Consider the following 20,366-nt stretch of genomic DNA (forward strand, 5'->3'; position numbering starts at 1 on the left):
GGAGCGGCGGCAAAAGCGGAACCGGCCCCGGCCCCGGCCCGGCCGCCCCGTGGCGGAGCGGCGAACCGGCGGCGGCGCCCGGCGGCGTCCCCGGCGTCAGCGGGGGAACCGCTCATCCGGAATGACCTTTTCCACCGTCTTGGACGGTGCCGGCATGTCCCAGGAGGCAAGGAACGCCATGCCTCCCCCGATGACGAACAGGAACAGGACGAGAAGAACGGAAATAACCCGGCTCATGGCGATCGGAGTCGTGTTTCTGTGGAAGGAACGGCGGCGCTGTATCACGGTCTGCGTCTGTGCGGCTTGGGACAAGGGTGCGCTTTCATGCTAATCATCGCACACCGTCCGCACCGCTGGCCCGATGGCCGATGAACGCAGGACGTACCACTTTAGCCACAGGGGGCACCGATGCGCAACATGCGGAGACCCCCGCAACCGAATCGAACACCGGCACCCAAGTCGCCGTCACTTAAGTCACCGTCACCAGGAAAGTCCGCAACACCATGACCGCCCGCCTTCCACCCCAGGGACCGCAGCCGGACCCGTCGAAGATCCTGCCGAAGACGGTGGTGCTGGTCGGGCTGATGGGGGCCGGAAAGAGCGCGATCGGGCGGCGGCTGGCCGCGCGGCTGCACCTGCCCTTCGTCGACGCCGACACCGAGATCGAGACGGCGGCGGGCTGCACCATCGCGGAAATCTTCGCCCGCGACGGCGAGGCCGTGTTCCGCTCGGTGGAGCGCCGGATCATCACCCGGCTGCTGACCGAACAGCCGGTGCACATCCTGGCGACCGGCGGCGGCGCCTTCATGGACCCGGAGACGCGCGCGGCCATCCGCGCCCACGGCCTGTCGGTCTGGCTGCGCGCCGAGCTGGACGTGCTGCTGGCCCGCACGGCGCGGCGCACCCACCGCCCGCTGCTGAACGCCGGCGACCCGAAGGAAATCCTGAGCCGGCTGATGACCGCCCGCTACCCGGTCTACGCGGAGGCCGACCTGACCGTGATCAGCGACGAGCGCCCGCCGGAAGCGACCGTGGAGCAGGTGATCGAGGCGCTGGAGGCGCATTTCGGCGTCGCCCTGCCCCATTCCGCCCATCACCACCATCACCGCCACCCGGCGCACCACCACCACGACAAGCCCTGATCCCGCCATGACCTCTTCAGACACCCCTGCGGGCACCGACATCGTCCGCCTCGACCTCGGCCCCCGCAGCTACGACATCCTGGTCGGCGACCGGGTGCTCGACGGCGCCGGACCGCGCATCGCCGCCGTCACCCGGGGCAAGGCCCCCATCGTCGTCACCGACGAGAACGTCGCCCCCCTGCATCTGCCGACGCTGGAGCGCACGCTGCGCGGCTCGGGCATCGAGCCGACCCAGGCCATCGTCCTGCCGGCGGGGGAGAAGACCAAGGACTTCGCCCATTTCGAGCGGCTGATGGACGCCGTCCTGGCGCGCGGGATCGAGCGGTCGGCGGTCCTGCTGGCGCTCGGCGGCGGGGTGATCGGCGACATCACCGGCTTCGCCGCGGCCTCCGCGCTGCGCGGCATCGACTTCATCCAGGTGCCGACCACGCTGCTCAGCCAGGTGGACAGCTCGGTCGGCGGCAAGACCGGCATCAACAGCCCGCACGGCAAGAACCTGATCGGCGCCTTCCACCAGCCGCGGCTGGTCATCGCCGACACCGCCACGCTGGACACGCTGCCCCGGCGCGAGGTGCTGGCCGGCTATGCCGAGGTGGTGAAGTACGGACTGATCCGCCTGCCCGGCTTCTTCGCCTGGCTGGAGGAGAACGGGGAGCGGGTGGTGGCCGGCGACAGCGACGCGCGCCGGTACGCCGTCACCGAAAGCTGCCGGGCCAAGGCCGCCATCGTCGGGGTGGACGAGCGGGAGAGCGGCGACCGCGCCCTGCTGAACCTGGGCCACACCTTCGGCCACGCGCTGGAGGCGGCGACCGGCTTCGGCCCCCGCCTGCTGCACGGCGAGGCGGTGTCGATCGGCATGGCGCTGGCCTTCGACCTGTCGGTGCGGCTGGGGCTGTGCCCCGCGGCGGACGCGGAGAAGGCGCGCGCCCATCTGGCCCGCGTCGGCCTGCCGGTCCGCCCCACCGACATTCCCGGCGTGGAGTGGGACGTGGACGGGCTGATCCTGTCGATGGCCAAGGACAAGAAGGTGAAGGACGGGCGCATCACCTTCGTGCTGGTGCGCGGGCTGGGCGACGCCTTCACCCAGCGGGACGTCGATCCGGCGGTGGTGCGCACCCTTCTGGAGGATGCCGTCGCACCCTGATGCGGTGCACCATAATCCCTTGACCGTTGGGGTGGCAAACTGTCAGAGTTCACGACAATTCCGATTCGCGTCCAAGACGCGGCGGAATGCCGCCCCAAAAAGGGAGAAGGGACATGCCGAACCGCAAGCTCATCCCCGACGTCATCACGAATCAGCAGCTCGTCTGCCTGCCCCCGGAAGCCAGCGTCCAGGACGCCGCCGTGCTGATGGCGGAACGCCGCGTCGCCGCCGTCCTGGTCACCCAGGGCCAGCCGCCGAAGAGCCAGTCGCTGAAGGGCATCTTCACCGAACGCGACCTCGCCAGCCGCGTCGTCGCCCTGGGGCGCGACCCGGCGGCCACCCGGCTGTCCGAGGTGATGACCGCTTCTCCCGACACGCTGGGGCCCGACGCCCGCGCCTATGAGGCGCTGGATCTCATGGAGCGCCACCACTACCGCCACCTGCCGGTCACCGCCAACGGCGAATCGGACGGCACGGTGATGGGCATCGTCTCCATCCGCGACCTGTTCGCCGTGGTCCGCGCCCATCTGGAGGACGAGATCCGCGACCGCGAAGCCTTCATCTTCGGGTCGAACTACTCCGCCAGCGCGCCGCCATAACCCCACGGCGCGTAATGCTGCAATGCGGTGAAGCCGGCTTGACCTGAACGCTGGCCCCACCGATATTCCCGGACACGCCCCAACAATCAGGCCGTCCGAACTAGGCCGAACGTCAGAGAGTCCCATGCCCCTGTCCGAACCCGCCGCGCGCGAACCGATCCACACCCGGGAAGTCACGTGCCGGGGCTATCGGCGGACCGATGGGCTGTGGGACGTCGAAGGCCATCTGACCGACGTGAAGAGCTATGCCTTCCACACCGAGCAGCGCGGCCAGATCCTGCCCGGCGACCCGGTGCACGGCATGTGGCTGCGCCTGACGGTGGACGACGACCTGACCGTCCACGCGGTGGAGGCGGTGACGGAGAAGAGCCCCTACCGCACCTGCGGCTCCGTCACCCCCAATTTCCAGCGGCTGGTCGGGCTGAAGATCGGGCCGGGCTGGACCCGTGCGGTGAAGGAACGGCTGGGCGGCATCCAGGGCTGCACCCATCTGGTGGAGCTTCTGGGGCCGATCGCCACGACGGCCTTCCAGACCATCTACCCCATCCTGGCGCGCGAGCAGGCCGAGAAGGCCAGAACCGCCGGCGGCAAGGAGGCCGGCAGCAAGGAAGACATGCTGCGCACCAAGCGTCCGGTGCTGCTGAACACCTGCCACATCTTCGACAGCAACGGCGAGGTCGTGCGGAAGAACTGGCCCGACCATTACACCGGCGACCGCCCGCGCGACGCCGCGGACTGACGCGGTCGCCGCCGATTCGGAACCGGCGCCGGGAACGACGCGAAAAGGGCGCGGTCCAACGGGAACGCGCCCTTTTCGCATCCGAATCGGACTCAACCCGGCCCGTGAGCCCCACGTTACGCTTCGAGAACGGCCCGCAAGCCGTCGCCCGAAGCCGCCGGCGGCGGGGCCGCGGAGGCGGTGGCCCCGGACCCGCCTTCCGGCTGGTCCAACTCGTCCAGCGGCGGCAGGTCGAAGGGCGTTCCGACGAAGGGATCGCCGCCGCCGTGCCCGGCCTGGACGTGGCCGTCCTCGGTGCAGGCCCGGCGGAAATAGGCCGCGATGAAGACCCGGACCGCCGAGGTCAGGGTGACCTCCGAATTGTCGCCGGTCGGACCGCGCCGCCGGATCTGCTCCTCCAGCCGGTCCTTGATCTGGGTGCAGAGGCCATTGACCGTCAGACCCTCGCGGCGGGCGATGTCCTCCAGAGCGTCCCACATGGTCGGCTCCAGACGCATGCTCGTGCGGCGCCCGGCAATCATGATGTTCATGCTCTTCAGCGGTTCCACACACGCGTTGGGGGTCACTGTTAACCGCTTCTTCGGCCCGCGCTTCGCCATACGCCGCCCTCTCCACGAACCCGCCGGACGACGTGCGAAAAGTACGTCGCCCACGGCGCATTGATTGGTTGCATGCGCTGCACTCTACTAAATACAGCGAGAATTGCAACCATGGCCGCACTCCAACTATGCTTACAAGCGGAAAAGAACCTCTAGTAGTTGCATGCATATGTATGCATTTGCGGATGACGCTTTTTCCTTGGTGCACGGACGATGGCCGGGCGTTCTTGTCGGCGTTGCTGTCAGCGGGCCTCTTCGGGCGTCAGCGTGGTCAGGCCGAGAGCGTGAACGCGCTCCGCCATTTCTTGGGCCAGCAGGCCGTAGACCAGCCGCTGGCGCTCCACGCGCGATTTTCCGGCGAAGGCGGCGGAGACGATGGTGATGTGGAAATGCGTCTCCCCTTCCGGATGGGCGCCGCCATGGCCGGCGTGGCGGCCGGAGTCGTCCTGGATGTCGAGCCGTTCGGGGGACAGCGCGTCGGTCAGCTTCCGGCGCATGCGGGTGGCGTATTCCATGGAAAGGTTCCTCGTTGTATCCGGGCTGGATCGAAGTGACGGCGCGGCACCGCCACAGTCAAGACGTCCGTGCCGCAGACCGGCCATTTTCCGCAGTCCGGCACCGCCCCCTTGCGTGCGCTTGCCAGAAAGGGTGCCTCTTCCCATACTTCGCACATGAGCAAGCCACGCACCCGCTACGATTTCAGCCGCTATGACCAGCCGCGCGCCGCCGTGCGCGCCTGCGATCATCCGGGCTGCGCGGGCGAGGGCGAGTACCGCGCGCCGAAGAGCCGCCGGCAGCTCAACGACTATTACTGGTTCTGCCTGGACCATGTGCGCGAATACAACCGCGCCTGGGACTATTACGCCGGCATGAAGCCCGAGCAGATCGAGGCCGAGGTCCGCCGCGACACCACCTGGCAGCGGCCGAGCTGGCCGCTCGGCTTCTGGGGGGTGCAGGAGAAATTCCTGCGCGACCGCGCGATGCACGGCTTCAGCTTCGAGTTCGGGCGCGACGCCGGCAAGGACTCGTCGGAGGAGCACAGGCAGCGCCGCCAGGCCGCCCGCACCGCGGAGGAGGAGGCGCTGGTCGTCCTCGACCTCGCCCCGCCGGTGGATTTCCCGCGCATCAAGGCGCGCTACCGCGAGCTGGTGAAGGTCCACCATCCCGACGCGAACGGCGGGGACAAGGCGGCGGAAGAAAAGTTGAAGGAGATCAATCAGGCCTACAACACGCTGAAAGCCTGCTATGGTGCGTAAACCCGACGGTTGGCCGGACCGGAATGGCCCGGCGGCCCCGACAACAGACACGTTGGAACGATAAGAACCTCCCATGCCTTCTCAAGGAGCCACCCAGGCCAGCTCGGCCCTGTTCGATCACGTTCCCGACATCACCCTGTCGGTGCGTCAAGCGTTCGGCATCGACAGCGACATGCAGGTGCCGGCCTTCAGCCAGCGCACGGAGCATGTGCCGGACATCGACGAAGCCTACCGCTTCGACCGCGACACGACGCTCGCGATCCTGGCCGGCTTCGCCTACAACCGCCGCGTCATGGTCCAGGGCTATCACGGGACCGGCAAGTCCACCCACATCGAACAGGTGGCGGCCCGCCTGAACTGGCCCTGCATCCGCATCAACCTGGACAGCCACATCAGCCGCATCGACCTGATGGGCAAGGACGCCATCGTCCTGCGCGACGGCGTGCAGGTGACGGAATACCGCGAAGGCATCCTGCCCTGGGCGTTGCAGCACGCCTGCGCGCTGGTCTTCGACGAGTACGACGCGGGCCGTCCGGACGTGATGTTCGTGATCCAGCGCGTGCTGGAGGTGGAAGGCAAGCTGACCCTGCTCGACCAGAACCGCGTCATCCGCCCGCACCCGGCCTTCCGCCTGTTCGCCACGGCGAACACCGTCGGCCTGGGCGACACAACCGGCCTCTACCACGGCACGCAGCAGATCAACCAGGGCCAGATGGACCGCTGGAACATCGTGGCGACGCTGAACTATCTGCCGCTGGACGCCGAGGTGAAGATCATCGCCTCCAAGGTGCCGGAATACGACAGCGAGGCGGGCCGCAAGACCGTGGCGTCGATGGTGCGTCTGGCCGACCTGACCCGCGCCGGCTTCATCAACGGCGACATCTCCACCGTGATGAGCCCGCGCACGGTCATCACCTGGGCGCAGAACGCCAACATCTTCAACGACGTCGCCTTCGCGTTCCGGATCACCTTCCTGAACAAGTGCGACGAGGTGGAGCGCCCGACCGTCGCCGAATACTACCAGCGCTGCTTCGGCACCGAACTGCCGGAGACGGGGGTGCAGGCGAATCTGGTGTGACGGGGGTTAAGGTCCTGCCCGGTTGCGGAGCACCGATTCTTCAAGGATTTCGCGGATTTGAACACGGATTTCATGAATGAGGGTCGTTTTAGACCATAAGGTCGAAGCTCTGACGGAGCGTATCACTGAAGCCGGATTCGAGGTCTTCAACACGCTTGGGCACGGCTTTGTCGAATCGGTCTATCGGAACGCCCCCCTTCATGAACTCCGCAGCCGCAATCTGGATGTCGGGCTGGAGGTGCCATTCGGCGTCTCCTACAAGGGCAGCAGCGTCGGGACTTACTTCGCGGACATCGTGGTCGAAGATTTGGTGATCGTCGAATTGACGGTCGTCGAAACCATTGGCCAACCGCACATCAAGCAGGTGGTGAATTACCTTCGGGCAAGCGGGATGCCGGTCGGGCTTCTGCTGAATTTCGGCACGCCGAGCCTTACGGTCCGGCGCGTTCTTCCATAAGGAAAAATCCGTGTAATCCGTGCCCAAATCCGTGCAATCCGTGAAGACTCCGCACTTCTCCAACTCCATCGACAGCCCGCCATGACCGAACGTGAAAACCCCGTCGAGGCCTTCAAGCGCTCCACCGCCGCCGCGGTGCGGGCCCTCTCCCGCCGGGCCGACGTGCAGGTGGGCTTCTCCACCGAACCGCCCGGCGTCGCCGGGCTGCGCGTGCGCATCCCCACCCCGGCGCGCGACCTGAACCCCCACGACGTCGCCACGCTGCGCGGCGCCGCCGACGCGGTGTCGCTGCGGCTGCGCTTCCACGACAACGCCATCCATCTCCAGCGCATGCCGCTGGGCGACAGCGCCCGCGCCGCCTACGACGCGCTGGAGCAGGCCCGCTGCGAGGCGCTGGGCGCCCGCCACATGCCCGGCGTGGCCGCCAATCTGGAGGCGGCGCTGGACGAGCGCTACCACAAGCAGGGCTTCGAGCGGCTGGAGGAGCGCGAGCAGGTCCCCCTGCCCGAGGTGCTGCGCCTGATCGCCCGCGAGGCGATGACCGGCGCCGCCCCGCCCCCCGCCGCCGAGCACGCGGTCAGCCTGTGGCGCGGCTGGATCGAGGAGCGGCTGGGCAAGGACCTGCACGGCCTCGCCGGCCACATGGCCGACCAGGACGGCTACGCCCGCGCGGTGCGCAAACTGCTGGCCGAGCTGGACATGGAGGTCGGCAACGACCCCGACGAGCCGCAGGAGCCGGAGGAGGACGAGCGCGAGTCCGGCGAGGACGGGAACGAGCCGAACAAGGGCCAGACCCAGGGCGAGGACGACGTCCAGAGCCAGGCCGAGTCGATGTCCTCGCAGGACACCCAGGAATCCGACCAGGGCGAGCAGGCCGACGAGGGCACCGGCGAGGAGGGCGACACCGAGATGGGCCAGGGCGAGGGGGCGGAGGAGCCCGCCGGCCCCGGCCAGCCCCGGCGCCCGGAGGCCAGCCGCCGCAACGAGCCCGACCCCAACGCCTACAAGCCCTTCACAACCCAGTTCGACGAGGTGGTGGACGCCGCCGAACTGTGCGACCCCGACGAGCTGGCCCGGCTGCGCCACATGCTGGACCAGCAGCTCGTGCATCTCCAGGGGGTGATCTCCAAGCTGGCCAACCGCCTGCAGCGCCGCCTTCTGGCGAAGCAGCAGCGGTCCTGGGAGTTCGACCTGGACGAAGGCATCCTGGACGCCGCCCGCCTCGCCCGCATCGTCGTCAACCCGGTCCTTCCCCTCTCCTTCAAGAAGGAGAAGGAGATGGACTTCCGCGACACGGTGGTGTCGCTGCTGATCGACAATTCCGGTTCCATGCGCGGGCGCCCCATCTCCATCGCCGCGATGAGCGCCGACATCCTGGCCCGCACGCTGGAGCGCTGCGCGGTGAAGGTGGAGGTGCTGGGCTTCACCACCCGCGCCTGGAAGGGCGGGCAGGCGCGCGAGCACTGGATCGCGTCGGGCAAGCCGGCCAACCCGGGCCGCCTGAACGACCTGCGCCACATCGTCTACAAGGACGCCGACCAGCCCTGGCGCCGCGCCCGCAAGAATCTGGGCCTGATGCTGCGCGAGGGCATCCTCAAGGAGAACATCGACGGCGAGGCGCTGATGTGGGCGCACAACCGTCTGATCGGGCGGCCCGAGCAGCGGCGGATCCTGATGGTCATCTCCGACGGCGCGCCGGTGGACGATTCGACCCTGTCGGTCAACGCCGGCAATTATCTGGAGCGGCACCTGCGGCAGGTGATCGAGTACATCGAGACCCGCTCGCCGGTGGAGCTGGTGGCCATCGGCATCGGCCACGACGTGACGCGCTATTACCGCCGCGCCGTCACCATCGTGGACGCCGAACAGCTGGGCGGCACCATGATGAACAAGCTGGCCGAGCTGTTCGACGAGGACGACCGCCGGGGCCGCACCGGCTGGCGGTGAGGCCGAAAACCAGCCTGGAAACGGCAAGGGCGCGGATCACTCCGCGCCCTAACTGTCCGGATGCGATCCGCTTTGGACCGCGACGGCGGTCCCGGCCGCCCATGCGGCCGAAGCCCGCCTTTGGCGGGAACACAGTTCCCGCTGGCGGCAGGCGGATGCCATTGGCATCCGCTGAGAGCCGGCGAATGAGGCGATATGAGTCTAAAGCGAACCGACGTTCGCTTTAGCCGTTTGTGCCATCCGGTTGGGGCGGTCACTGCAGGCTGCGCTGCATTTCCTCGAAATTGCGGGAGAAGCCGTTCAGCGGGAAGTCGATGTCGCGCTTGCCGGCGCGCAGGAAGTTCACGCGGACCAGCACCGTGGAGCCGTTGCGGAACTGGTCCACCACGCGGCCCGACACGAAATTCGGGAACATGCACATGTTCAGCGTGGCGATCTGCGTCTCGATCCGCGGCTGACGGTCCACGCGGATGGCGCAGTTGTCGATCATGCCCTGGCTGGTCGTCAGGAACAGGTGAAAGTCGTTGCCGGTCGGGATGACGCTCAGCGCCACGAACCCGACCTCCTTCCCATCGTCGAACAACCGGTAGTTCATCAGGCGGCAGACCTTGGTGTCGGTCATGCGGTCGATCTCGCACCGGCTGGTCCAGGCGCCTTCCGGGCCGTATTCGGCGGCGGATTTGGAGAAATCGACAGCGGAGGCCGGCGTGGCGGACAGCGCGGACAGCAGCACCGCACCAAAAGCGAAGAGACCTGTCCAACGCATCCTGACGCCCCCCATCTGTCGTCCCGATTGACCGCAAACGGTTCCGCCGGATGGCGGGTACCGCGAACGGATTATAGGCATACCCCAAAGACGGACAAGCCTTTACGCCCTTGGCCGTTTCCACGGCTCCGGACGGCCCGCCCATCCGGCGCCGTCGGCCAAGGGCTGAGAACGGTTGTCATTCACACTTGACACCCCAGCCCCCGGATGATCAAGTCGGCCCATGAGAACGCTTCGCAATTGCGGGCGCGAACGGACAGGAACTCGGGAGACAACCAGGATGCACATCGGATCGCGCGGCGTGGTCGCCGCCACCTTCGCTGCGACGCTGCTGGCCATGGCGGGCGCCGCCAACGCCGCCGAGGTGAACGTCTATTCCGCGCGCCATTACGATGTGGACAAGGAACTCTACGACACCTTCACCAAGAAGACCGGCATCAAGGTCAACGTCATCGAGGGCAAGGAAGAGGAGCTGATCGAGCGGATGAAGACCGAAGGCGGCAACAGCCCCGCCGACGTGTTCATCACCGTGGACGCCGGCCGCCTGTGGCGCGCCCAGGACGCCGGCCTGCTCCAGCCGACCCGCTCCAAGACGCTGGAAGAGGCCATCCCGGCCCACCTGCGCGAGCCGGAAGGCCGTTGGTTCGGCATCTCCAAGCGCGCCCGCATCCTGGTCTACAACAAGGCCACGGTGAAGCCGGACGAGATCAAGACCTATGAGGAGCTGGCCGATCCGAAGTGGAAGGACCGCGTCCTCGTCCGCTCCTCGACCAGCGTCTACAACCAGTCGCTCGTCGGCTCGCTGCTCGCCGCCCATGGCGAGAAGGCGACCGAGGACTGGGCCAAGGGCGTCGTCGCCAACATGGCGCGCAAGCCGCAGGGCGGCGACACCGACCAGATCAAGGGCGTGGCCGCCAACGAAGGCGACGTGGCCGTGACCAACACCTACTACTTCGCCCGCATCGCTTCCTCCACCAAGCCGGAGGACAAGGCCATCGCGGAGAAGCTGGGCGTGATCTTCCCCAACCAGGGCGACCGCGGCACCCATGTGAACGTCTCCGGCGCCGGCGTGGCGAAGAACGCGCCGAACAAGGCGGAAGCCGTCAAGTTCCTGGAATATCTGGTCAGCCCCGAGGCCCAGAAGATGTTCACCGAGAAGAACTACGAATACCCGATCGTCGCCGGGGCGGAGACCGCGCCGGTGCTGGTCTCCTGGGGCACGTTCAAGGAAGACCCGCTGAACGCCGCCATCTACGGCAAGAACAACGCCGAGGCCCTGAAGATCATGGATCGCGCCGGCTGGAAGTAAGCCACCGACCGGCGTAGCGAAGGGGCGCGTCCCAGCGGTGGAGACGCGCCCTTTTCATGTGTGCGGTCTTAAAATTTCCCCTCTTCGAAGTCGCGGTAGGCTTGCATCACCTCCTCGCGGCTGTTCATGACGAAGGGACCGCCCCAGGCCACCGGTTCGCCGATGGGGCGCCCGGAGAGCAGCAGGAAGCGCGCGCCGGACGGTCCGGCGGAAACCTCCACCCGGTCGCCCTCGCCAAGCACCAGCACCCGCGGGCCGCCCAGCCGCACCGACGTGCCCGGCGCCAGCACCGAGCCTTCGAAGACCACCAGCGCCGCCGTGTGGCCGGCGGGCACCGCTTCGGCGAAGGCCGCGCCGGGCGGCAGGGCGACGTCGAAGTAGCGGGCCTCCGTGGGGCCGCCGCGCACCGGGCCGGCGGTGCCCTTCCCGGTGGTGCCGGCGATCACCGTCACGGTCGCCCCGCCCTCGCGGGTTTCCACCGGGATGCGGTCGGCGGCGAACTCCTGATAGGCGGGCTCCGTCATCTTCAGCCGGGCCGGCAGGTTGATCCAGAGCTGGAAGCCCTTCATCAACCCTTCGGTCTGCTCCGGCATCTCGGAATGGATCACGCCCCGCCCGGCGGTCATCCACTGCACGCCGCCGGTTTCGATCACGCCCTCATGGCCGTGGTTGTCCCAATGGCGCATGCGGCCCGCCAGCATGTAGGTCACCGTCTCGAAACCGCGGTGCGGGTGGTCGGGGAAGCCGGCCAGATAGTCCTGCGGCGAGTCGGACCCGAAGTAATCCAGCATCAGGAAGGGGTCGAGCATGCGCAGGCGCGGCGTGCCGACCATGCGGGTCATGCGCACGCCGGCCCCGTCGGACGCCTCCATGCCTTCGACGGCGGTCAGGACGGGACGGACGGTTTCGGCGGTCATGGGGCGCTCTCCTCAGGCAAGATGGCTGAGAGAGAGGTATTCTTTCACGGGCGCCGGATAAAGCCCCCTCGCCGCGCAACACTGTTGCGACGGCGGCAACAGCCCTGCGGATCGAAACTCACTCGTCGGTCTGGCCGGGGCGGGAGCGGCTGATGGACAGGCTCAGCAGGATCACCGGCACGATGCCCACCGCGACGATGGCCAGCGCCCCCGTGGCGGCCTCGGTCAGCCGCTCGTCGGAGGCCAGCGTGTAGACGCGCACGGCCAGCGTGTCGAAGTTGAAGGGCCGGACGATCATCGTGGCCGGCAGCTCCTTCATCACGTCCACGAAGACCAGCAGGCCGGCGGTCAGCAGGCTGCCCCACATGATCGGCGCGTGGACGCGCAGCAGCGTCCGCCCCGCCGTGTGGCCGAGCACGCGGGAGGCGAAGTCCATGGTCGGGCGGATCTTGCCCAGGCTGGCCTCGATCGTGTTGAAGGACACCGCCAGGAAGCGGACCAGATAGGCGAACAGCACCGCCGCGATGGTGCCGCTCAGCAGCAGGCCGGTGGACACGCCGATGGTCTGGCGGAAAAAGGCATCGATGGCGTTGTCGAGATGGGCGAAGGGGATCAGCACGCCGACCGCGATCACCGAACCGGGAATGGCGTAACCCATGGCGGCGACGCGCACCGCGCCCTTCAGCAGCGGCGTCGGGCGCAGCCGCTGCCCATAGGCCAGGACCAGCGCCAGCGACACCGCCAGCACCGCGGCCAGCGCCGCCAGCGTGAAGCTGTTGCGGGCCAGCGCCAGGAACATCGGCCCGAATGCCTGATCCCCGGCGGTGACCGCCATGCGGACCAGAAGCGCCGCAGGCAACAGGAAGCCCAGCAGCAGCGGCAACCCGCAGGCGGTCATGGCCGCGGCGGCGCGCCAGCCCTTCAGCGCGTGCTTCGGCAGGCGGCGGTAGCGGGTGGTGGTGTGGTGGTAGCGGGCCTGACGGCGCGACCAGCGCTCCATCAGCACCAGCACCAGGACGAACAGCATCAGCACCGCGGCCAACTGCGCCGCCGCCACCGGCTGTCCCATGGCAAACCACGTCCGGTAGATGCCGGTGACGAAAGTGTTCACGGCGAAATACTGCACCGTACCGAAATCGGCCAGCACCTCCATCAGCACCAGCGCGAGGCCGGCGACGATGCTGGGGCGGGCCAGCGGCAGGGCCACCGTGAAGAAGCTGCGCCACGGCCCGCGGCCGAGCGTGCGGCTGACCTCCAGCACACAGACGGACTGCTCCAGGAAGGCGGCGCGCGACAGCAGATAGACGTACGGGTACAGCACCAGCGTCATCATCAGCGCCGCGCCTTCGAGCGTACGGATGTCCGGAAACCAGTAATCGCGGCGCGACCAGTGGAACGCCTCGCGGAGCGCGGTTTGAATCGGGCCGACGAACTGGAGCAGGTCGGTGTAGACGTACGCCATGACGTAGGCCGGCACCGCCATGGGCAGCAGCAGCGCCCATTCCAGCATCCGGCTGCCGGGGAAGCGGCACATGGTGACCAGCCAGGCGGTGCCCACCCCGATCACCAGCGTGCCCACCCCCACCCCGAAGACGAGGCGCACGGTGTTCAGCAGATACTCCGCCAGCACCGTTTCGACCAGATGCTGCCACACCCCGCCCGTCGGCACGAAGACGCGGCTGACCACCGCCAGCACCGGCAGGGCGACCAGCGCCGCGATCAGCAGCGTCGCCAGCGTCCAGCCGCTGAAACCGACGCGATTCCACAGGGAGGAGTAGGAGGCCGCGCTCTGCGCCGGTCCATCCGGCGATTGGCCGGGGGTCTGAAAGGTGTCCGTCGTCAAGGCCGGATACGCCCATAGGGATGTGTCGAACGGGACCCCTATGGTGTCACAGACTGCAAATAATTCGCAATGACAACATGCCGCATCCCTTTCCCGTGACGGTATGACAGGGATGCGGCTGCCGGTCGCTTTACTTCGTGCCGAACATGCGGTCGCCCGCGTCGCCCAGGCCGGGGACGATGTAGGCGTTCTCGTCCAGATGGCTGTCGAGCGAGGCGGTGAAGACCTTCACCCGTGGGTGGGCGGCGGCGAAGACGCGCATGCCCTCGGGTGCCGCCACCAGGGCCATGAAGCGGATGTTCTCGTCGTCCACCCCATGACGGTTCAGCACGTCGCAGGCATGGACGGCGGAATTGCCGGTGGCCAGCATCGGGTCCACCACGATGAACAGGCGGCCTTCCGCCTCCGGCAGCTTGACCAGATACTCGTGCGGCATCTTGGTGTCGTGGTCGCGGTAGAGGCCGATGTGCCCCTCGCGCGCCGACGGCACCAGCTCGTGCAGGCCCTGCGCCATACCCAGGCCGGCGCGCAGCACCGGAACGATGGCCAGCTTCTTGCCGGCGATGACCGGGGCGTCCATCGGCTGGAGCGGCGTGTCGATCCGCTCGGTCGTCAGGGGCAGGTCGCGGGTGATCTCATAGCCCATCAGCAGAGAGATCTCGCGCAGCAGCGTGCGGAAGCCGCCGGTGGAGCGCTCCTTCGCCCGCATCAGCGTCAGCTTGTGCTGGATCAGCGGGTGGTCGAGGATGAACAGATTGGGGAATTCGGGAATGGTGCGCATGGGTCTCGTGCCGCGGCCTGGATCGGTCTTGATCCTAACCCGGCGGACCCGCTTCGGCCAAGCCGCCCTTAAAGGGATGCACGGCTGTTAACGAATGACCGAGGATGAGGCAAACATCCCTCTGCCCCGTGGGGAGAGGGTCTGGGTGAGGGGGCGTTCCGCCCGGCAGGGGGAAAAGGGATACGCATCCTGTCCGAGCGCACCCTCGACCTTGAGGCTGGAGCCCTGCACGCGATGGGGCTCCATGCCCTCACCGGCACCGGATCAGCGCCGGCTCGTCGCCGCCGCCTCCGGACGGTCGACGCCGTAGCGGATCACGCGGTTGCGCCCGCTGTTCTTCGCCTGATAGAGCGCGCGGTCGGCGCAGACGATCATCTCGTCCACCGGCAGGTCCTCCCGCGCCTCGACCAGCCCGAAGGAGGCGGTGACGGGAATCCGCCGCCCGTCCGGCAGCACCACCGGCGCCCGCGCCAGATCGGCGCGCAGCCGTTCGATGACTTGGAAGCCCTCGGTGAGGCCGGTTTCCTTCAAGCAGATCAGGAACTCCTCCCCGCCCATGCGGAACGCCTCGTCGAAGCTGCGGATGCCGCGGCTGATGGCGGCGGCGGTGGCGGCCAGGACGCGGTCGCCGATGTCGTGCCCGTGGGTGTCGTTGATGCCCTTGAAGCGGTCGATGTCGCAGATGGCGATGCAGAAGGCCGGGCCGGCCCGGCGGAAGCGGTTGTGCTCGCGCTCCAGCGCCTCGGCCATGCCGCGGCGGGTGCGCAGGCCGGTCAGCGGGTCCAGCCCGCTCGCCGCCGCGCCGAAGGCCCGCTCCACCCGGCGCAGATGCAGCACGAACTCCTCGAACCGCGCGATCACCGCCTCGTATTCGGACTCGCTGGGGCTGTCGCCGGCGGCGGCCTTCAGCAGAAGCAGCTTGGCGTTGCGGTGCATCTGCTCGTGCAGGGTGACCAGCTTCTCCACGGCGGGCTGGTGGGCCAGATCGTCCGCGTTGACCGCCACGCACCACGCCGCGAAGGAGGCCGGGGCCGACACCCGTTCGCCCCCCTGCCCGCCGCGGAAGAAGACGGCGCGGTGCCATTGCCCGACCCATCGCAGATGTTCGTCGAGCACGATGCCGAGGCTGTCGGATGGCGAGCGCGTGTCGGTCGAGGCGGTCATCGGGCTTGCGGGGCTTCCCATCGGACACGTCCGCCGGTGGCGGTCGATGAAATCCAACTGTATCACACGAAGTCATAGCGCGGGCACGCAACCCGGTCGTGCGATTAAGTTGTGTCCATCCGCCTTAAGCGAAAGCCCCGCAAGCACATCGCATTTAAATAAATTGCCGAATTCCGCTACAGCCCGGCCACGCTGTCCAGGAAGCGGCGGATCAGCGCCGGGTCCTTGTGGCCGGGGCGGTCCTCCACGCCCGACGACACGTCCAGCGCGGTGGCTCCGGTCGTCCGCACGGCCTCCGCCGCGTTCTCCGGCTTCAGCCCGCCGGACAGCATCCAGGGCTTCGGCCAGCTCCGCCCGGCCAGCAGCGTCCAGTCGAAGGCGATCCCGTTGCCGCCCGGCAGAGCCGACACCTTGGCCGGCGGCTTGGCGTCGAACAGCAGGCGGTCGGCGACCTCCGCAATCTCCAGCGCGGCGGCCAGATCCTCCGGCCCGCCGACCTTGATCGCCTTCATCACGGGGATGTTGAAGGCGGCCTTGACCTCCGCGATGCGGCGCGGCGTCTCCTTGCCGTGGAGCTGGATCAGGTCGAAGGGAACCTGGCTGACCACATGCTCCAGGAAATCGTCGTCGGGATCGACGAACAGCCCGACCGTGCGCACGCCGGTGGGGACCAGCCGCGCCAACTCCGCCGCCATGGACGGCGCGATGGAGCGCGGGCTCGGCGGGTAGAAGACGAAGCCGACGTAGCGCGCCCCGCCGGACACGGCGGCGTGCAGCGTCTCGGGCTCGGTGAGGCCGCAGATCTTCACGCTGACGGGCATGGGTGCGTGTCCTTACAGTTCCGAAACGATGCGGCGGGCGGCGGCTTCGGGGTCGGTGTCGCCGGTGATCGGGCGCCCGATGACGAGATGGTCCGCCCCGGCGGCCAGCGCCTCGGCGGGGGTCATGACGCGCTTCTGGTCGTTGGCGGCGGACCAGGCGGGGCGGATGCCCGGCACCATCAGGATGAAGTCCGGCCCGCAGGCTTCGCGGATCAACGCCACCTCGGCGGGGGAGCAGACCACGCCGTCCACCCCGGAGTCCTTGGCGAGCAGCGCCAGCCGCTTCACCTGATCGGCCACCGGAACGCTCTGGCCGACGGCCTGGAGGTCGGCGGCGTCCATGCTGGTCAGCACGGTGACGGCGAGGATCTTGGGACGGCCGGCGCCGGCGCCGGCCGCCGCTTCCGCCGCCGCGCGCATCATGGCCGGGCCGCCGGAGGTGTGGATGGTCATAAAGGCTGGCTTCAGCGGCAGCGCCGCGCGGATGCCGCCGGCCACCGTGTTGGGGATGTCGTGCAGCTTCAGGTCCAGGAACAGGGGCGGGCCGTCCTCGCCGATCACCGCGCGGATGCCCGCCGGGCCGTGGGCCACGAAGAACTCCAGGCCCAGCTTGATCCCGCCGACGACCCCCGCGATCCGCCGGCTGAGGTCGCGGGCGGTGTCGAGGTCGGTCGTATCGACGGCGCAGAAAATGCGCGAGGCGGGCGTGATCGCGGGCGTGGTCATGGAAAAACAGCTCTCCGAACCCTGGAAGGTGGTGACGTGGCGCAGCCTAACAAGGGCCGGCGGCAATCACCAGACTTCCGGGGCCGGGTAAGCACCGCTATTCGCGGTTCACATCCACGCGCCCAGTGGGAGTGCCAGTGGGAGTGCCAGTGGGAGTGCCAGTGGGAGTGCCAGTGGAAGTGGCGGTGGGCGAGGAGGTCGGCGTGGCCACCGGGTTGGCGCCCTGCGTGTTCACGTCGCGCAGCGAGGCGGCGGCGGCACGGCGGCGTTCCTCGGCGACCTGCGCGGCGTCGTAATCCGCGGTGGTGGCGTCGTAACCGCTCCAGCCGGCTTCGCGATAGCCCCGCGCCCGGCCCGTGATGTCCACCGAACCGTGGCGCTGCATGACGGCCAGCGCGGAGTCGCACAGCGCCTCCTCCACCCGGCCCACCAGAAGCACGCCGCCGCGGCGCACGCCCTCCGCGAACACCTCCGCGTCGTCCTGCGTCACGCCGATACCGGTCAACATCGAAACTCGCCGGTCGCGGGCGCCGAAGTTCGGGTCCTGGCCGAAATCTGCGGCGTGGCGCCAGCTTTCCAGCCGGTTTTCGGTGGCGAGGCGGCCCGAGTCGCCCAGATTGGCGCTGTCGGCTCCCATCATGGTGAAATCCTGCCGCAGGCTGGCGGCCTCCAGCTCGGCCAGCGCGCGTTCGGCACCGGACAGATCGTCGTACAACGCGACAATGGTCTTCTTGCTCATCAGCCGGCTCCCTCAGAGGAAGTAGTAGAGGAGGGCGAGAATCACCAGCACGACCAGCGCGATGACCCACCAGTTCATGGAGCCGGCCGGCGCCGTCCGGTTGCCGTCCGTGTCATAGACACCCACTTTGCGAGGTTCGTCGGCCATGGATGTTCACTCCCTGTCGGTAAGGCTTCAGCCGGTATAGGCTGATCGGCAAAAGCCGATTGCCCTCTCAACAGGGGTAAGGCGGCACCGTTCCGTGCCGCGTTCAGCGTCCGGCGGCCCAGCCCGTCACGGCGGCGGCCCGCGCCGGGTCGCCGAGGGCCGCGGCCAGCGCCTCGCCCAGCGCCGGGGCGAACTTGAAGCCGTGGCCGGAACAGGCGCTCATCAGCCAGCAGCGGGCGGACAGCGGCTCGACCACGAAGCGCTCGTCCTCCGTCACCGTGTAGAAGCAGGTCGCCGCGTTGGCGAGGCTGTAGCGGTGCCCGTCCGCCAGCACCCGGCGGGCGCGGTCCAGCACGTCGCGCGCCTCGTCCGGATCGGGGTCGCGGTCGGTGTCCGGGTCGCCCTGGCGCGAGAAGCGGTGGTCGCCCGCCTTCATGGTCGTGCCGGCCACCGGGGGAACGACGTAGACCCCGCTCTCGCCGTCCGCGTCGATCAGCATCGGCGCGTTCGCCCAGACGCCGCGCAACCCCTCCGGCGGCATCAGATAGGCCACCACCTGCCGCGACGGGGTCAGGCGCGCCGCCGTCTCCGGAAGCAGCTTCGTCACCCAGGCCCCGGCGGCGACCACCAGCGCGTCGGCCCCGATGGTCCGGCGGTCGGCCAGCGTCACGGCGGCGCGCTCCGCGTCGATGGCCGTCACGGGGGCACGCGCGTGAACCGTCACCCCCAGCGCGTTCAGATGGTGGCTGAGCAGCTCCACGATGCGCCCGGCCAGCAGCACCCCGCCCGACTCCAGATGCAGCCCCTCCGCCACCGCGGCGGCGTCCACCAGCGGGAACTCCGCGGCGATCTGCGCCGGGGTCAGGCGGCGGAAGGGATGGCCCAGCGACTCCAGGACCGCCGCGCTGTCGGCCAACCAGCGCCGCCCGTCCTCCGCCGAGGCGGTGCAGAGCGTGCCGCTGGGGACCAGCAGCCGTTCGCCCAGATCGCCCCACAGCCGCTCCCACGCCTGGGCGGCGGTGCCGGCCATGCGGGCGTAGCCGGCGTCGGCGCCGTAGGCGTGGCGGAACAGCCGGTGCTGGTCCACTGAGCTGCCGAAGGGGTTGGGCACATGGCCCTGGTCGAAGATCGCGACCGCGTGCCCGGCGCGGGCCAGCGCCCAGGCGGTGCACAGCCCCATGATGCCGGCGCCGACGACGGTGATGCGGAGTGTCATGACGGGAAAGCCTCAGCGGATCGTGTCGTTGTGGACCACCATCTCCACCGCCAGCTGGGCGGCGCAGAGATCCTCCAGCGCGGTGCCGACCGACTTGAACAGGGTGATCTGGTCGTAGAAGCGACGCCCGGCGCGTTGGCCGCGGGTCAGGTCGTAGAGGTCGCCGGCGATGTCCTCGTCGGTCAGGATGCCGGCCTTCATCGGCTGCACGATGTCCCCCGCCTCCTGGCAGGCGCCCTCGCGCGTGTCCACGAAGACGCGGGAACGGCGGATGCAGTCGTCGTCGGCCTCCCGCATGTCCGGGGTGAAGCCGCCGACGAGGTCGAGATGCGCGCCCGGCTGAAGCCATTCGCCGCGGATCAGCGGGTCCTTCGCCAGGGTGGCGCAGGAGATCACGTCGGCGCCGCGCACGGCACCTTCCAGGTCGGCGGTCGCCTCGATGCGGAATTTCGGTCGATGGAAGCGGCTGGCGACCTTCTTCGCCTTCTCGATGTTGCGGCCCCAGACCAGCACGTGCTTGATCGGCAGGACGGTGGCGAAGGCTTCGATCAGTTCCGGCGCCAGCGCCCCGGTGCCGACCATCAGCAGGCGCGACGAGTCGGGCCGCGCGAGGTAGGAGGCGGCGAGAGCGGAGGCCGCCGCGGTGCGCCGCTTGGTCAGGGCGGTGCCGTCCAGGACCGCCTGGGGCATCCCCGTCTTGCCGTCCATCAGCAGGTAGAGGCCCTGCACCGCCGGCAGATCCTTAGCCCCGTTGTCGGGGAAGACGGTGACCACCTTGACGCCGATGGACTGGTTGACCTGCCACGCCGGCATCAGCAGCAGCGTGCCGTCCTTCTGTCCATAGGTTTCGACCGTGTGGTGGTGCCGCATCGGCACCTCGACCCCGGCACGGAAGGTCTGCCGCATGCGTTCGATCAGCATGCGGAAATGCAGGACGGATTTCAGCTCGGCTCCGGTGACGGTGCGCATGGGCGGC

At 68.7% G+C, this 20,366-nt stretch carries 23 protein-coding genes; 9 read left to right on the forward strand and 14 right to left on the reverse strand.

Annotated features, from left to right (window positions below):
- Positions 1 to 96 precede the first annotated feature (96 nt).
- Positions 97 to 312, reverse strand: a complete 216-nt coding sequence (locus QSG27_RS10695; RefSeq protein WP_306705919.1) for a hypothetical protein — start codon at positions 310 to 312, stop codon at positions 97 to 99.
- Positions 313 to 503: 191 nt separating this feature from the next.
- Here QSG27_RS10695 and QSG27_RS10700 point away from each other — a divergent pair, with 191 nt between their 5' ends.
- The 4 genes from QSG27_RS10700 (at position 504) to QSG27_RS10715 (ending at position 3,624) form a co-directional block, all read left to right on the forward strand.
- Positions 504 to 1,142: a shikimate kinase gene (locus QSG27_RS10700; protein WP_306705921.1), complete on the forward strand. Its 639-nt coding sequence runs from the start codon at positions 504 to 506 to the stop codon at positions 1,140 to 1,142.
- Between the two features lie 7 nt (positions 1,143 to 1,149).
- Positions 1,150 to 2,286 carry a 3-dehydroquinate synthase gene (gene aroB / locus QSG27_RS10705; RefSeq protein WP_306705922.1) on the forward strand — a complete coding sequence of 379 codons (1,137 nt, stop codon included), beginning with the start codon at positions 1,150 to 1,152 and terminating at the stop codon, positions 2,284 to 2,286.
- Between the two features lie 113 nt (positions 2,287 to 2,399).
- Positions 2,400 to 2,885, forward strand: a complete 486-nt coding sequence (locus QSG27_RS10710; RefSeq protein ID WP_306705923.1) for a CBS domain-containing protein — start codon at positions 2,400 to 2,402, stop codon at positions 2,883 to 2,885.
- Positions 2,886 to 3,009: 124 nt separating this feature from the next.
- A complete protein-coding gene (locus tag QSG27_RS10715) occupies positions 3,010 to 3,624 on the forward strand; it encodes a DUF2889 domain-containing protein (protein ID WP_306705924.1) in 615 nt (204 codons plus the stop codon).
- Positions 3,625 to 3,740: 116 nt separating this feature from the next.
- On the opposite strand, the gene QSG27_RS10720 is transcribed toward QSG27_RS10715, so the two are convergent.
- Together QSG27_RS10720 and QSG27_RS10725 are read right to left on the reverse strand one after the other, a co-directional pair.
- Positions 3,741 to 4,154, reverse strand: a complete 414-nt coding sequence (locus QSG27_RS10720) for a ribbon-helix-helix domain-containing protein (protein WP_306705925.1) — start codon at positions 4,152 to 4,154, stop codon at positions 3,741 to 3,743.
- Positions 4,155 to 4,465: 311 nt separating this feature from the next.
- Positions 4,466 to 4,738, reverse strand: a complete 273-nt coding sequence (locus QSG27_RS10725; RefSeq protein WP_306705927.1) for a BolA family protein — start codon at positions 4,736 to 4,738, stop codon at positions 4,466 to 4,468.
- Between the two features lie 156 nt (positions 4,739 to 4,894).
- Here QSG27_RS10725 and QSG27_RS10730 point away from each other — a divergent pair, with 156 nt between their 5' ends.
- The 4 genes from QSG27_RS10730 (at position 4,895) to cobT (ending at position 8,961) form a co-directional block, all read left to right on the forward strand.
- Positions 4,895 to 5,479, forward strand: a complete 585-nt coding sequence (locus QSG27_RS10730; protein ID WP_306705928.1) for a J domain-containing protein — start codon at positions 4,895 to 4,897, stop codon at positions 5,477 to 5,479.
- 73 nt (positions 5,480 to 5,552) lie between these two features.
- On the forward strand, positions 5,553 to 6,557 hold the full coding sequence (cobS, locus tag QSG27_RS10735; RefSeq protein ID WP_306705929.1) for a cobaltochelatase subunit CobS: 1,005 nt from the start codon (positions 5,553 to 5,555) through the stop codon (positions 6,555 to 6,557).
- A 76-nt stretch (positions 6,558 to 6,633) separates the two neighbouring features.
- Positions 6,634 to 7,014 (forward strand): GxxExxY protein, encoded by a 381-nt coding sequence (locus QSG27_RS10740; protein WP_306705930.1) that lies wholly within the window; start codon positions 6,634 to 6,636, stop codon positions 7,012 to 7,014.
- 81 nt (positions 7,015 to 7,095) lie between these two features.
- The gene (cobT, locus tag QSG27_RS10745; protein ID WP_306705931.1) at positions 7,096 to 8,961 is read left to right on the forward strand and encodes a cobaltochelatase subunit CobT; all 1,866 of its coding nucleotides are present in this window, start codon (positions 7,096 to 7,098) and stop codon (positions 8,959 to 8,961) included.
- Positions 8,962 to 9,214: 253 nt separating this feature from the next.
- Here the strand turns inward: cobT and QSG27_RS10750 are convergent, their stop codons facing one another.
- On the reverse strand, positions 9,215 to 9,727 hold the full coding sequence (locus QSG27_RS10750) for an invasion associated locus B family protein (RefSeq protein WP_306705933.1): 513 nt from the start codon (positions 9,725 to 9,727) through the stop codon (positions 9,215 to 9,217).
- A 280-nt stretch (positions 9,728 to 10,007) separates the two neighbouring features.
- Between QSG27_RS10750 and QSG27_RS10755 the strand changes: the two genes are divergently transcribed.
- Positions 10,008 to 11,036, forward strand: coding sequence for a Fe(3+) ABC transporter substrate-binding protein (locus QSG27_RS10755; protein ID WP_306705934.1), 1,029 nt, complete (start codon positions 10,008 to 10,010; stop codon positions 11,034 to 11,036).
- 68 nt (positions 11,037 to 11,104) lie between these two features.
- On the opposite strand, the gene QSG27_RS10760 is transcribed toward QSG27_RS10755, so the two are convergent.
- The 10 genes from QSG27_RS10760 to lhpI form a co-directional block, all read right to left on the reverse strand.
- A complete protein-coding gene (locus tag QSG27_RS10760) occupies positions 11,105 to 11,953 on the reverse strand; it encodes a pirin family protein (protein WP_306705936.1) in 849 nt (282 codons plus the stop codon).
- A gap of 118 nt (positions 11,954 to 12,071) precedes the next feature.
- Entirely contained in the window at positions 12,072 to 13,796 is a 1,725-nt protein-coding gene (locus tag QSG27_RS10765) for an ABC transporter permease (RefSeq protein WP_306705938.1), read from the reverse strand.
- Positions 13,797 to 13,926: 130 nt separating this feature from the next.
- On the reverse strand, positions 13,927 to 14,577 hold the full coding sequence (gene upp, locus QSG27_RS10770) for a uracil phosphoribosyltransferase (RefSeq protein WP_306705939.1): 651 nt from the start codon (positions 14,575 to 14,577) through the stop codon (positions 13,927 to 13,929).
- A gap of 264 nt (positions 14,578 to 14,841) precedes the next feature.
- On the reverse strand, positions 14,842 to 15,762 hold the full coding sequence (locus QSG27_RS10775; protein ID WP_306705940.1) for a diguanylate cyclase: 921 nt from the start codon (positions 15,760 to 15,762) through the stop codon (positions 14,842 to 14,844).
- A gap of 155 nt (positions 15,763 to 15,917) precedes the next feature.
- Positions 15,918 to 16,562: a phosphoribosylanthranilate isomerase gene (locus QSG27_RS10780; RefSeq protein WP_306705941.1), complete on the reverse strand. Its 645-nt coding sequence runs from the start codon at positions 16,560 to 16,562 to the stop codon at positions 15,918 to 15,920.
- Positions 16,563 to 16,574: 12 nt separating this feature from the next.
- Positions 16,575 to 17,288 carry an orotidine-5'-phosphate decarboxylase gene (pyrF, locus tag QSG27_RS10785; protein WP_306705943.1) on the reverse strand — a complete coding sequence of 238 codons (714 nt, stop codon included), beginning with the start codon at positions 17,286 to 17,288 and terminating at the stop codon, positions 16,575 to 16,577.
- Positions 17,289 to 17,385: 97 nt separating this feature from the next.
- Positions 17,386 to 18,027 carry a hypothetical protein gene (locus tag QSG27_RS10790; protein ID WP_306705945.1) on the reverse strand — a complete coding sequence of 214 codons (642 nt, stop codon included), beginning with the start codon at positions 18,025 to 18,027 and terminating at the stop codon, positions 17,386 to 17,388.
- 12 nt (positions 18,028 to 18,039) lie between these two features.
- Positions 18,040 to 18,174, reverse strand: coding sequence for a hypothetical protein (locus QSG27_RS10795; protein WP_306705947.1), 135 nt, complete (start codon positions 18,172 to 18,174; stop codon positions 18,040 to 18,042).
- Positions 18,175 to 18,277: 103 nt separating this feature from the next.
- Entirely contained in the window at positions 18,278 to 19,390 is a 1,113-nt protein-coding gene (locus QSG27_RS10800) for an NAD(P)/FAD-dependent oxidoreductase (protein ID WP_306705949.1), read from the reverse strand.
- Positions 19,391 to 19,402: 12 nt separating this feature from the next.
- Positions 19,403 to 20,359, reverse strand: coding sequence for a bifunctional Delta(1)-pyrroline-2-carboxylate/Delta(1)-piperideine-2-carboxylate reductase (gene lhpI / locus QSG27_RS10805; protein ID WP_306705952.1), 957 nt, complete (start codon positions 20,357 to 20,359; stop codon positions 19,403 to 19,405).
- Positions 20,360 to 20,366: the final 7 nt, after the last annotated feature.

It is taken from the genome of Azospirillum isscasi (assembly GCF_030849505.1).
Taxonomy (GTDB): Bacteria; Pseudomonadota; Alphaproteobacteria; order Azospirillales; family Azospirillaceae; genus Azospirillum; species Azospirillum isscasi.